Origin of the sequence: Pseudomonas sp. Yb2C2, assembly GCF_052112325.1 — a bacterium.
GTDB classification, from domain to species: Bacteria; Pseudomonadota; Gammaproteobacteria; order Pseudomonadales; family Pseudomonadaceae; genus Aquipseudomonas; species Aquipseudomonas marginalis.
In genome coordinates this window covers 301,153-314,221 of sequence record NZ_JAVAJK010000006.1, presented here as the reverse complement: position 1 = coordinate 314,221, position 13,069 = coordinate 301,153, and the positions used below count along the sequence as shown (strand labels likewise).

The window sequence follows — 13,069 nt, the reverse complement described above, 5'->3', positions numbered from 1 at the left end:
AAGCCTCCATTGGCCAGGCACAGGCGGTATCCTGTGCCGCTAATGGAGGCTTTTTCATGAAAATCTACAAAGTCGGCGGCGCCGTGCGTGACCGCCTGCTGGGCATCAAGGTCACCGATGTCGACCGCGTGGTCGTCGGCGCGAGCACCGAAGAGATGCTCGCCAAGGGCTTCAAGCCAGTGGGTTCGGACTTCCCGGTGTTCCTCGATCCAAAAAACGGCGACGAGTACGCCCTCGCCCGTACCGAACGCAAGAGTGGTCGGGGTTACGGTGGTTTTGTGTTTCACGCCAGCCCCGAGGTGACGCTGGAAGAAGACCTGATCCGTCGCGACCTGACCATCAACGCCATCGCCGAAGACGACGACGGTAACCTGACTGATCCGTATCACGGCCAGCGCGACCTTGAGTCCCGCATACTTCGTCACGTTTCCCCCGCATTCGCCGAAGATCCACTCAGAGTTCTCCGTGTCGCCCGTTTTGCCGCGCGCTACGCACACCTGGGTTTTACGGTAGCACCGGAGACACTGGAGCTGATGCGTCAACTCAGCGAGTCCGGTGAATTGGAAGCCCTGACCCCGGAGCGCAGTTGGAAAGAAATCTCCAGGGCGTTGATGGAAGATCAGCCCCAGGTGTTTATCCAGGTACTTCGGGACTGTAATGCGCTGAAGATCTTGATGCCGGAAGTGGACGCACTCTTTGGCGTGCCACAACCCGAGGCCCATCACCCCGAGATCGACACGGGTGTGCACACCTTGAGCGTGCTGGAACAAGCTGCCGAGCACAAACAGCCCCTGACCGTACGCTGGGCCTGCCTGCTGCATGACCTGGGCAAGGGCCTGACGCCTGTGGGTAAGTTACCGCAGCACATCGCTCATGAGCATCGAGGCTTGAAGCTGATCAAGGCCGTCAATGAGCGCTTCAAAGTGCCAAGGGATTGCCAGGAATTGGCGCTGTTGGTGGGCCAGTATCACACCCACGGTCATCGCGCGCTGGAGCTGAAAGCCTCGACGTTGCTGGAGTTGCTGCAAAGTTTTGACGTATACCGCAGGCCACAGCGCTTTGAGGAGTTTGTGGTCGCCTGCGAAATGGATGCCCGGGGCCGCAAGGGGCTGGAGCGAAGAAGTTATCCACAGGCGGATTACTTACGCGGCGCGGCGAAAGCAGCGCGCGAGGTTGCAGTTGCGCCACTGCTTGAGCGGGGATTCAAGGGGCCGGAGTTGGGCGAGGCGCTCAAGCGTGAACGACTCAGGGCACTCAAAGCCTACAAGGAACTACACAAACCCTTGTAGGAGCGAGTCCGGGGTGAGTTGCTGGCCCTGCCATTCAAACCCGACAGGCGCCAGCACCTGATCAATCTGAGCATCACGCCACAACGCAGCCATCGTCTTGCCCGCTTCAGGGTGCACCCGGTCCGGCGCCATCATCGACAGCGGCCACAGCACAAAGGCATTTTTCAGGATCTCCGCCCGCGGCAGGATCAAACCATCGAAGTCACCCACCAACTCGCCGTACAGCAGCACGTCGATATCCAGCGGCAGGCCTTTGCGATCCGGCGCATAGCGGCCATTGTCAGCCTCGATGGATTTCAACCGACGATCCAACTCCATCAATGACAGGTCGGTATAGGCCGACACCACCAGATTGAAGAATGGCCCGCTTTTGATGCCCACCGGCTGGCTCTCGAACACCGCCGAGCAGCACATATCCGTAAGGAAACTCGCCAACGCGTCGAGACCGGCGCGCAGGTGGGGCTCGCGCTCGATATTACTACCGAGGCCAAGGTAAACCTGAGTCAGCGACATCCGCGCTCAATCTCCACGCCTACACCCTTGGCAGCCGGCACTGCGCCGGGCTTGGTCAGCTTGAGGTGCAGCCAGGGAATCTGGAACTCGCTCATCAGCACTTCGGCCAGGCGTTCGGCAAAGGTCTCGACCAGCTGGTACTGGGACTGCTCGGCAAAGGCCTGGATCCGCGCGGACACACTGGCGTAATCCAGTGCCAGGGCCAGGTCGTCGCCAGCCGCAGCCGGGCGGTTATCCCAAGCGAAGCTCAGGTCCAGGCGCAGGCATTGGCGGATCCCGCGCTCCCAGTCGTAGGCCCCGATCACGGTGTCGACTTCCAGGCCTTCGATAAACACTCTGTCCAAGCTCTTCTCCGCAGCACGACAAGGGCGCGATGCCCCGTTAGAATCAGGGCATCCTCGCCCGGAATAGTTAGCATGTTTTGGTCACTGGCGATTCTCGCCTACCTGCTCGGCTCGCTGTCCTTCGCCATTTTGCTCAGCCGCCTGACGGGAAATCCCGACCCGCGAATGAGTGGTTCAGGCAATGCCGGCGCCACCAATATGTTGCGCCTGGCCGGCAAGAAGCTCGCCGTACTGACGCTGCTGGGCGACGTATGCAAGGGCCTGTTGCCCGTACTGATCGCCAGCCTCGCCGGCCTGACCCTACAGCAGCAGGCCTGGGTGGGCGTGTGCGCCGTCCTCGGCCATCTGTTTCCCCTGTACTTCCGTTTTCGCGGTGGTAAAGGTGTCGCCACGGCAGCCGGCATGCTGCTGGGGATCTACCCGCCGGCGGCGTTGCTGGCCGTGCTCGCCTGGCTGCTGACGTTCTACCTGACCCGCACCAGCTCGCTGGCAGCTCTGATCGCCACACCGCTCACCCTGCCGTTGCTGGCCTGGCAGGAACCGGCGGCGCTGCTGCCGATGAGCGTGCTGACACTGCTGATCGTCTGGCGACACCGGGGCAATCTACGCGACCTGTTTGCCGGGCGCGAACGGCATTTTTAAATACCGCCAATGAGCCCGACTCACGTTGCACTCTTACAAGGGCGGCAGCTGCTCCATCGGCCAGCGCGCCTGCACGCTGATCGCCAGGCTTTCGTGCTGCCCCGCCTGCAGGCGCTGACAACCGGCATAGGCGATCATCGCGCCGTTGTCGGTGCAGAACTCAGGGCGGGCGTAGAACACATCACCCTTCATATCACCAAGCATCTTTTCCAATGAACTGCGCAACGCCTTGTTGGCGCTGACGCCACCGGCGATCACCAGGCGCTTCATGCCGGCCTGTTTCAGGGCACGCTTGCACTTGATGGTCAAAGTCTCCACCACGGCCTGCTGGAACGCCAGCGCGATGTCGCAACGGGCTTGCTCACTGTCGTCCCCGGCGCTGACACTGTGCTGCCAGGTATTCAACGCGGAGGTTTTCAAGCCGCTGAAGCTGAACATCAGACCAGGGCGATCGCACATCGGGCGCGGGAAGGTGTAGCGACCGACAACGCCTTTTTCGGCCAGGCGGGCGATTTCCGGCCCACCCGGGTAATTGAGGCCCATCATCTTCGCGGTCTTGTCGAAAGCTTCGCCGGCGGCGTCGTCCAAGGACTCGCCCAACAGCGTGTATTGACCGATTCCGTCGACCTGGACCAGCTGCGTATGCCCGCCCGAAACCAACAAAGCGACGAACGGGAACTGCGGCGGGTTTTCTTCCAGCATCGGCGCCAGTAAATGGCCTTCCATATGGTGCACGCCGAGGGCCGGAATGCCCCAGGCAAAAGCCAGCGCCTGGGCACAAGAGGCGCCAACCAGAAGGGCTCCGACCAATCCAGGGCCCGCCGTATAGGCAATCGCATCGATCTCGGTCGGCACGCAACCGGCCTCGTCCAACACCTGGCGAATCAACGGCAGCATACGTTTGACGTGATCACGACTGGCCAGCTCCGGCACAACGCCGCCATAGGCCCGATGCAAGTCGATCTGACTGAACAGTGCATCGGCCAAGAGCCCGCGTTCACTGTCGTAAAGTGCGACACCGGTTTCGTCGCAGGAGGTTTCAAGTCCCAGTACTAGCATGGGTTTGCGCCTTGTAGAGGCTGAATTCGAAGGCGCGCATAATAGTCGCCACTCCCCCTCCCGACTAGCGGTTTTCGATCAGAGGCTTTGCATTCCTGCCAATGAGGGGTTAACATCCGCAACCCTTAAAAACCGACGACCTCAGCCGCGAATTTTTTGCGACGAGAACGTTGATTCCCGGTAATGAAAGAAGGTAGCTCTGGATGCCAGCCGTCAAAGTAAAAGAGAACGAACCCTTCGACGTAGCTCTGCGTCGTTTCAAGCGCTCCTGCGAAAAAGCCGGTGTTCTGGCTGAAGTTCGTAGCCGCGAATTTTATGAGAAGCCAACTTCTGAGCGTAAGCGTAAAGCAGCAGCCGCTGTTAAGCGTCACGCCAAGAAAGTTCAGCGCGAACAGCGCCGCGCCGTTCGTCTGTACTAATACACAGACGTTCGTAGCAAGCTTCTGCCAAGCCCGGCCTCAGCCGGGCTGTTGGCATTTGCGGATATCGCTTGATGCTTCATCGTTGACGCCGCACACGCGACTGATACACCTGCTTCAAACGTCAGGACTGGCTCTTTTGCCAGCGGTGCACGTCTCTTCTGACGAGCCTAACAAGGCTACTGACGAGCACACTCATTTTATAAGCAGGCGATCAACTGTATCGGCTGTGCCCAGCGACGAGCATCCGAGGCCACGATTGGCCGGCGCCGGACTCGAGGGCAACATTTCCAGGCCGACACACTGATTGAAACTAACGTCAGTGAATGTTCGGCAGATACACTTCCTGACAGCCCAAGCAGACGATTGATGGTCAAGCCATTCGATACGTGCGCTTGAGCACTTCACGGGCACTCATTTACACGCAGTGATGACGAGAACGCCATGGCCGGGCTGATTCCCCAGAGCTTTATTGACGACCTTCTGAACCGCACCGACATTGTCGATGTTGTCAGCTCGCGCCTGCAATTGAAGAAGGCCGGCAAAAACTACACAGCCTGCTGCCCGTTCCACAAGGAAAAAACCCCGTCATTCAGCGTCAGCCCCGACAAGCAGTTCTACTACTGCTTCGGCTGCGGCGCAGGCGGCAACGCCCTCGGCTTCCTGATGGACCACGACAACCTGGACTTCCCCCAGGCGATCGAGGACCTGGCGAAAGCCGCCGGCATGGAAGTCCCCCGCGAAGAAAGTGGCCGCCCGCATAAACCACGGCAACCCACCGACTCGCCTCTGTACCCGCTGCTGACTGCCGCTGCCGACTTCTACCGTCAGGCCCTTAAAAGCCATCCACAGCGCAAGGCCGCCGTCGACTACCTGAAGGGGCGCGGCCTGACCGGCGAAATCGCCCGCGACTTCGGCCTCGGCTTTGCTCCACCTGGCTGGGACAACCTGTACAAACACCTGAGCAGCGATACCCTGCAGCAAAAAGCCATGATCGACGCCGGCCTCCTGGTTGAGAACGCCGAGACCGGCAAGCGCTACGACCGCTTCCGCGACCGCGTAATGTTCCCGATCCGCGACAGCCGTGGCCGCATCATCGCCTTCGGCGGCCGAGTGCTGGGGGATGACAAGCCCAAGTACCTGAACTCCCCGGAAACCCCGGTATTCCACAAGGGCCAGGAACTCTACGGCCTGTTCGAAGCGCGCAAGAACAATCGAAACCTCGATGAAATCATCGTGGTCGAAGGCTATATGGACGTGATCGCCCTGGCCCAGCAAGGTTTGCGCAACGCCGTGGCCACCCTCGGCACCGCCACCAGCGAAGAACACTTGAAGCGCCTGTTTCGCGTCGTGCCAAGCGTGCTGTTCTGCTTCGACGGCGACCAGGCCGGCCGCAACGCCGCCTGGCGCGCGCTCGAAGCCACCCTGTCGAGCCTGCAGGATGGGCGCCGCGCGCGCTTCCTGTTCCTGCCCGAAGGGGAAGACCCGGATACCCTGGTGCGCTCCGAAGGCACCGACGCATTCCGCGCCCGCATCAATCAACATGCGCAGCCGTTGGCGGATTATTTCTTCCAGCAACTGACCGAAGAAGCCGACCCACGCTCCCTCGAAGGCAAGGCCCATATGGCCACCCTCGCGGCACCCTTGATCGACAAGGTTCCAGGGGCGAACCTGCGCACCCTGATGCGCCAACGCCTGCTGGAAATTACAGGACTGAGTGGCGAGGCCGTCAGCCAGCTGGTGCACAGCGCGCCGCAGGACGCGCCGCCTGCCTACGACCCAGGCATGGATTATGACGCCATGCCGGACTATGCCGACTTCCATCAACCCCAGGAGGCGTATGCCCCCCAGCAGGAATGGACGCCGAAGAAGCCCGGTGCCGGCGGCAAGAAATGGGACAAGAAACCCTGGAGCAAAAACGGCAAGCGCGGTGATCGCGATGAAGCCTACGCACCTCGCACGCCGGTCGCCGTAGAAGCGCCCACATTGATTGCCCTGCGCACGCTTATCCACCACCCGCAATTAGCGAGCAAGGTTGAAAGCGCCGACCATTTTGCCAACGCGAGCAATACCTACGCTCAGGTGCTGATCGCACTGATCGAGGCCGTGCAGAAAAATCCTAAGCTAAACTCCATTCAACTGATGGCTCGCTGGCATGGCACGGAACAGGGTCGTTTGTTGAAGGCACTCGCGGAAAAGGAGTGGCTAATTGACGGCGATAACCTTGAACAACAGTTTTTAGACACCATTACTAGGTTATCCGCGGGTCAGCACACGCAGACCCTCGATGAACTGATCAAGAGAGCAAGACAGCCGGGATTATCGGCTGAAGAGCAAATTCAGATAGCAAAACAGATGCGCGACCTCTTAAAACAGAATGTTTCCGCATCAAACCCGACCTCAGCTGGCGTGTGAGGTCATAGCTCGGGTATAATCCTCGGCTTGTTTTTTGCCCGCCAAGACCTTCAGTGGATAGGGTGTTATGTCCGGAAAAGCGCAACAGCAGTCTCGTATCAAAGAGTTGATCACCCTTGGTCGTGAGCAGAAGTATCTGACTTACGCAGAGGTCAACGATCACCTGCCTGAGGATATTTCAGATCCAGAGCAGGTGGAAGACATCATCCGCATGATTAATGACATGGGGATCCCCGTACACGAGAGTGCTCCGGATGCGGACGCCCTTATGTTGGCCGACGCCGATACCGACGAGGCAGCCGCTGAAGAAGCCGCTGCCGCGTTGGCCGCGGTGGAGACCGACATCGGTCGCACGACTGACCCTGTGCGCATGTATATGCGTGAAATGGGTACCGTCGAGTTGCTGACGCGCGAAGGCGAGATCGAAATCGCCAAGCGTATCGAAGAGGGTATCCGTGAAGTGATGGGCGCAATCGCGCACTTCCCTGGCACGGTTGACCACATTCTCTCCGAGTACACTCGCGTCACCACCGAAGGTGGCCGCCTGTCCGACGTCCTGAGCGGTTATATCGACCCGGACGACGGCATCGCGCCGCCTGCTGCCGAAGTACCGCCGCCTGTCGATGCCAAAGCCGCGAAAGCGGACGATGACACCGAAGACGACGAGGCTGAAGCCAGCACCGACGACGAAGACGAAGTCGAAAGCGGCCCAGACCCGATCATTGCTGCCCAGCGTTTCGGCGCGGTTTCCGATCAAATGGAAATCACCCGCAAGGCCCTGAAAAAGCACGGTCGCTCCAACAAGCTGGCAATTGCCGAGCTGCTGGCGCTGGCTGAGCTGTTCATGCCGATCAAGCTGGTCCCGAAGCAATTCGAAGGCCTGGTTGAACGCGTTCGTAGCGCCCTTGAGCGTCTGCGTGCACAAGAGCGCGCGATCATGCAGCTCTGTGTCCGTGATGCGCGCATGCCGCGTACCGACTTCCTGCGCCAGTTCCCGGGCCACGAAGTTGACGAAAGCTGGAGCGACGCCCTGGCCAAAGGTAAGGCGAAGTACGCTGAAGCCATTGGTCGCCTGCAGCCGGACATCATCCGTTGCCAGCAGAAGCTGACCGCACTCGAGACCGAAACAGGTCTGACGATTGCCGAGATCAAGGACATCAACCGTCGCATGTCGATCGGCGAGGCCAAGGCCCGCCGCGCGAAGAAAGAGATGGTTGAAGCGAACTTGCGTCTGGTGATCTCCATCGCCAAGAAGTACACCAACCGTGGCCTGCAATTCCTCGATCTGATCCAGGAAGGCAACATCGGCTTGATGAAGGCTGTGGACAAGTTCGAATACCGTCGCGGCTACAAGTTCTCGACTTATGCCACCTGGTGGATCCGTCAGGCGATCACTCGCTCGATCGCCGACCAGGCCCGCACCATCCGTATTCCGGTGCACATGATCGAGACGATCAACAAGCTCAACCGTATTTCCCGGCAGATGTTGCAGGAAATGGGTCGCGAACCGACCCCGGAAGAGCTGGGCGAACGCATGGAAATGCCTGAGGATAAAATCCGCAAGGTATTGAAGATCGCTAAAGAGCCGATCTCCATGGAAACCCCGATCGGTGATGACGAAGACTCCCACCTGGGTGACTTCATCGAAGACTCGACCATGCAGTCGCCAATCGATGTCGCCACTGTTGAGAGCCTTAAAGAAGCGACCCGCGACGTACTGTCCGGCCTCACTGCCCGTGAAGCCAAGGTACTGCGTATGCGTTTCGGCATCGACATGAATACCGACCACACCCTTGAGGAAGTCGGTAAGCAGTTTGACGTGACCCGCGAGCGGATCCGCCAGATCGAAGCCAAGGCGTTGCGCAAGTTGCGCCACCCGACGCGGAGCGAGCATCTGCGCTCCTTCCTCGACGAGTGACACCAGAACCCCCGGCCCAGGCCGGGGGTTTTGCTTTGTACAGATAAAATCCCGCGCAAATCCCCTCCCCCGCAATGCCCGTCTACACTCGAAACATTCCCCGTGCCATAACGAGACCGTTATGCCCAGATTGCCGACTGTGTTACTGCTGTCGCTGCTGACCTGGACCGCAACGGCTGGCGCGTTGACTCTTAGCGATGATGAGCGTGGCTGGCTGGCGGACCATCAGGAGTTGCGCGTGGGGGTGGACGCCTCCTGGCCACCTTTCGAATACCGTGATGAAGAGGGCCGCTACCAAGGCCTGGCGGCGGACTACATACGCCTGATCCAGGAACGCCTGGGGGTCAGGATCAAACTGATTGAGCCGGTCAATTGGAGTGCCTTGCTGGAGCGGGCACGCCACAACCAACTCGACCTGCTGCCGGGCATCATGTCTACCCCCGAGCGCCAGGACTTCATGGCATTCACACGCCCTTACCTGGACTTTCCCATTGTCATCCTTGCCCATGAAGGCGGCGCCCGACCACGCAACCTCAATGACCTTTATGGGCTGAAGATTGCTGTGGTGGAAAATTATGCCCCCCATGAACTGCTACGCACCCACCATCCAGACCTCAACCTGGTGGCCCTGCCCAATGTCAGTTCGACGCTGCAGGCGTTGGCCACCGACGAAGTCGACGCCGTGGTGGGCGACCTCGCGTCGAGCGTCTGGAGTCTGCGCCAGCTCAAGCTCGATGGCCTGTACGTAAGTGGCGAAACGCCGTACCGCTATCAATTGGCGATGGGTGTACCACGGGACAACAAAATACTGGTGGGTATCCTGGACAAGGTTCTCGCTGACCTGAGCCCGGCCGAAACCGAAGCCATCCAGCAACACTGGGTGGGCAGCCTCACCAACCATCGTACGTTCTGGACCGACCTGCTGATGTACGGCCTGCCCGCCGTGCTGTTGTTGAGCACCGTATTGGCCATCGTCATTCGGATCAATCGCCGACTGAGCTCGGAAATTTCCCGCCGCGTCGCCCTCGAACAGGAACTGCGCAGCAGCGAATACCACTATCGCGGCCTGGTGGAGAGCCTGTCTGCCATCGCCTGGGAAGCCAGCGTTAGCGATTTCACCTACAGCTATGTGTCACCCCACGCCGAGGATCTGCTCGGTTACCCGCGCGCCCATTGGCTGATTCCGGGCTTCTGGCGCAATATCATTCACCCCGCCGACCTCATCCGCGCCGAAGCCTATTGCTACCGGGAAACCCGCGCCAACCGCGACCACAGCATCGACTATCGGGTGATCACGGCGGACGGCCGCTGCCTTTGGGTGCGTGACATTGTGAGCCTGATCGAACACGGCCATGAGCCAGTGTTGCGGGGCTTGATGATCGACATCAGCGAAGCCAAACGCACTGAAGAGGCGCTGCAGCTTTCCGAGCAAAAGTTTGCTTCCGTGTTTCAGCAATGCCCGGACATCCTGGTGATCGCGCGACTGTCCGATGGCTGCCTGCTTGAGGTCAACAAAGCATTTGAGGACCAAGTGGGCCTGAAAGCCGCGCAGGTGATCGGAAAAACCGCGACCGCCCTGAATATCTGGGGCATCCCCGGTATCGGCCCCGATCTGTTGAAACGCGTGCAAACCACCAGCATTCGCAACCTGGAAATGCCCTTTCTGCGCAGCAATGGCCAGGCCTTTATCGGGCTGATTTCCGCCGAGCCGTTTCAACTCGACACCACTGAAGCCATTGTGGTGGTGGTCCGCGACATCACCCAGCTCAAGGAAACCCAGCAACAACTGCAAATCTCCGAAGAGAAATTCGCCAAGGCCTTCCACGCCTCTCCCGATGGCTTGCTGCTGAGCCGCCAGCGGGATGGCCTGCTGATTGAAGTGAACGATGGTTTCAGTCGCATCACCGGCTTCAACAGCACGACATCCCTCGACCAATCGACCCTTGACCTGGGCATCTGGGTCGATCTTAACGAACGCAAGCACATGCTGGAGTTGATGCATCAAGATGGATACGTGCGTGACTTCATCTGCCATATACGCCGCAGCGACGGGCAGATCCGGCTGTGCGAAGTCTCCAGCCGACCACTGCCAATTGCCGGTGAAGACTGCATGCTCACCATCGCCCGGGACATCACCGAGCGCCAGCTGATGCAGGAAAAACTGCAACAGGCCGCCACGGTATTCGAGAGTACCGCCGAGGGCGTATTGATCACCGACACGCGCCAGAACATCAGCGCCGTCAACCGCGCCTTCAGCGAGATCACCGGCTACAGCGAAGCCGAAGCCCTTGGCCAGACACCGCGCCTGCTCGCCTCCGGCCTGCATGACAGTGCCTTCTACGCCGCCATGTGGCACCAGTTGACGGCCCAAGGTCATTGGCAGGGCGAAATCTCCAACCGCCGCAAGAACGGCGAGTTGTACCCCAGCTGGCTGACCATCAGCGCCGTGCGCAACCGCGACCAGTTGATCACGCATTTTGTCGCGGTGTTTGCCGACATCTCCAGCCTCAAGCTGGCCCAGGCGCGCCTCGACTATCAGGCGCACCACGACCCGCTGACCGGCCTGCCGAACCGCACACTGTTTGAAAGTCGGCTGCAGGCGGCCCTCAACGGCCATCAGGAAACCGGCAAACAAGGCGCGGTGCTGTTTCTCGACCTGGATCGTTTCAAACACATCAATGACAGCCTCGGCCACCCGATCGGCGACCTGCTGCTCAAAGACATCGCCGTACGCCTCAAGGAGCAACTGCGTGACATCGACACCGTCGCGCGCCTGGGCGGCGATGAATTCATCATCCTGCTGCCCGGCCTGCAACACGCCAGCGACGCCGAGCAACTGGCCAATAAGCTGCTGGCCTGCTTCACCCCACCGTTCCAGGCCGGCGAACACGAGTTCTTCATCAGCGCCAGCATCGGCACCAGCCTGTACCCCCAGGACGGCACCGACGTGGCCACCCTGGTCAAGAACGCCGACGCCGCGATGTACCGCTCCAAGGCCAAGGGGCGTAACCGGGTCGAAAGTTACACCCGCGACCTGACAGCTCAGGCCAACGAGCGCGTGGCACTGGAGCACGAACTGCGGCGAGCCATCGAACGTGATGAGTTGGTCCTGTATTACCAGCCAAAACTGAGCCTGCTGACACAAGAATTGATCGGCGCCGAAGCCTTGATCCGCTGGCACCACCCCACCTTTGGCGACGTCTCGCCCGAACACTTCATTGCCCTGGCCGAAGAGAACGGCATGATCCTGCAGATTGGCGACTGGGTGCTGGAGCACGCCTGCCTGCAAATGCACACCTGGCAAAGCACTTTCGATGGTTTTGGCCCGCTATCGGTCAACCTCGCCGGCGCGCAACTGCGCCACCCTGGTTTACTGGCTCGTATCGAACAGCTACTGCGCGACTACAGCCTCGAACCGGGCTGCCTGCAACTGGAGATCACTGAAAACTTCATCATGAGCCAGGCCGAAGAAGCGCTGGCAGTCCTGCACCAACTCAAGCGCCTGGGCGTACAGCTGGCGATCGACGATTTCGGCACCGGCTATTCGTCCCTCAGCTATCTCAAGCGCCTGCCCCTGGATTTCCTGAAGATCGACCAGTCCTTCGTCCGCGGCCTACCTGACGACCCCCACGACGTCGCCATCGTGCGCGCCATCATCGCCCTGGGCCACAGCATGCAATTCACCATCATCGCAGAAGGCGTGGAGAACCCCGCACAGCAAGCCTTCCTGGCCGCTGAAGGCTGCGAACAGATGCAGGGCTACATCGTCAGCCTGCCGCTACCGCCCGAGCTTTTTGCGGCTACCTTCCTTCGCAGGAGCATTGAGGATTTTTCGGATAGCACAGTGGAGAAACCATCGTTATAATCCGCGACCTACTGAGGGCCTATAGCTCAGTTGGTCAGAGCAGAGGACTCATAATCCTTTGGTCCACGGTTCAAGTCCGTGTGGGCCCACCAATTCGAAAGCCGCGCATTGCGCGGCTTTTGTGTGTCTGGCACAGGCGTTTTGCGTGGGGGGCTGCCTACAACCTCACTTCGCAAACAACTGCCCAATATCCCTGAATGCCTTGAACTCCAACGCATTGCCGCACGGGTCGAACAGGAACAAGGTCGCCTGCTCACCCACCTGTCCCTTGAACCGAATATGCGGTTCCAACACAAACGTCGTCTGCCGCGCCTGTAAACGGTCTGCCAGGGCGTGCCAATCTTCCCAGCCCAGCACCACGCCAAAATGCGGCACGGGCACGTCGTGGCCGTCGACGGCGTTGGTGTGGGCGGCTTCCTGGGAGGCGGTTTTCGGGTGTTCGTGGATCACCAGTTGATGGCCGAAGAAGTTGAAGTCGACCCAGTGTTCGCTGGAGCGGCCCTCCTCCAACCCAAAGACGTCGCCGTAGAAGTGCCGTGCAGCGGCGAGATCGAATACCGGAATTGCCAGGTGAAAGGGCGCGAGTGTCATCAGTTCAAACCTCT

10 protein-coding genes and 1 tRNA gene are annotated in these 13,069 nt (G+C 59.9%); 7 read left to right on the top strand and 4 right to left on the bottom strand.

The window, feature by feature from the left end:
• The first annotated feature begins 56 nt into the window (after window positions 1–56).
• Window positions 57–1,289 (top strand): multifunctional CCA addition/repair protein, encoded by a 1,233-nt coding sequence (locus tag Q8X51_RS11215; RefSeq protein WP_407693635.1) that lies wholly within the window; start codon window positions 57–59, stop codon window positions 1,287–1,289.
• Here Q8X51_RS11215 and folK read toward each other — a convergent pair.
• Window positions 1,272–1,802 carry a 2-amino-4-hydroxy-6-hydroxymethyldihydropteridine diphosphokinase gene (folK, locus tag Q8X51_RS11210; protein ID WP_137212403.1) on the bottom strand — a complete coding sequence of 177 codons (531 nt, stop codon included), beginning with the start codon at window positions 1,800–1,802 and terminating at the stop codon, window positions 1,272–1,274. The two genes, Q8X51_RS11215 and folK, sit on opposite strands and share 18 nt — an antisense overlap.
• Window positions 1,793–2,146, bottom strand: coding sequence for a dihydroneopterin aldolase (folB, locus tag Q8X51_RS11205; RefSeq protein WP_046069798.1), 354 nt, complete (start codon window positions 2,144–2,146; stop codon window positions 1,793–1,795). The genes folK and folB overlap by 10 nt, the downstream gene beginning before the upstream one ends.
• Window positions 2,147–2,218: 72 nt before the next feature.
• Here folB and plsY point away from each other — a divergent pair, with 72 nt between their 5' ends.
• Window positions 2,219–2,788: a glycerol-3-phosphate 1-O-acyltransferase PlsY gene (gene plsY, locus Q8X51_RS11200; protein ID WP_065925396.1), complete on the top strand. Its 570-nt coding sequence runs from the start codon at window positions 2,219–2,221 to the stop codon at window positions 2,786–2,788.
• A 33-nt stretch (window positions 2,789–2,821) separates the two neighbouring features.
• Here the strand turns inward: plsY and tsaD are convergent, their stop codons facing one another.
• Window positions 2,822–3,847 carry a tRNA (adenosine(37)-N6)-threonylcarbamoyltransferase complex transferase subunit TsaD gene (tsaD, locus tag Q8X51_RS11195; protein ID WP_027605922.1) on the bottom strand — a complete coding sequence of 342 codons (1,026 nt, stop codon included), beginning with the start codon at window positions 3,845–3,847 and terminating at the stop codon, window positions 2,822–2,824.
• A 203-nt stretch (window positions 3,848–4,050) separates the two neighbouring features.
• On the opposite strand from tsaD, the gene rpsU reads away from it, so the two are divergent.
• From rpsU to Q8X51_RS11170, 5 genes are all read left to right on the top strand, one after another.
• Entirely contained in the window at window positions 4,051–4,266 is a 216-nt protein-coding gene (gene rpsU / locus Q8X51_RS11190) for a 30S ribosomal protein S21 (protein WP_002551877.1), read from the top strand.
• A gap of 444 nt (window positions 4,267–4,710) precedes the next feature.
• The gene (gene dnaG, locus Q8X51_RS11185) at window positions 4,711–6,681 is read left to right on the top strand and encodes a DNA primase (RefSeq protein ID WP_027605924.1); all 1,971 of its coding nucleotides are present in this window, start codon (window positions 4,711–4,713) and stop codon (window positions 6,679–6,681) included.
• A 67-nt stretch (window positions 6,682–6,748) separates the two neighbouring features.
• Window positions 6,749–8,599, top strand: a complete 1,851-nt coding sequence (gene rpoD, locus Q8X51_RS11180) for an RNA polymerase sigma factor RpoD (protein WP_065925398.1) — start codon at window positions 6,749–6,751, stop codon at window positions 8,597–8,599.
• Between the two features lie 121 nt (window positions 8,600–8,720).
• Window positions 8,721–12,464, top strand: a complete 3,744-nt coding sequence (locus Q8X51_RS11175) for an EAL domain-containing protein (RefSeq protein ID WP_407693636.1) — start codon at window positions 8,721–8,723, stop codon at window positions 12,462–12,464.
• A gap of 15 nt (window positions 12,465–12,479) precedes the next feature.
• Window positions 12,480–12,556 (top strand) — tRNA-Ile (locus tag Q8X51_RS11170).
• Between the two features lie 73 nt (window positions 12,557–12,629).
• On the opposite strand, the gene Q8X51_RS11165 is transcribed toward Q8X51_RS11170, so the two are convergent.
• Window positions 12,630–13,055 (bottom strand): VOC family protein, encoded by a 426-nt coding sequence (locus tag Q8X51_RS11165; protein WP_027605927.1) that lies wholly within the window; start codon window positions 13,053–13,055, stop codon window positions 12,630–12,632.
• Window positions 13,056–13,069 lie beyond the last annotated feature (14 nt).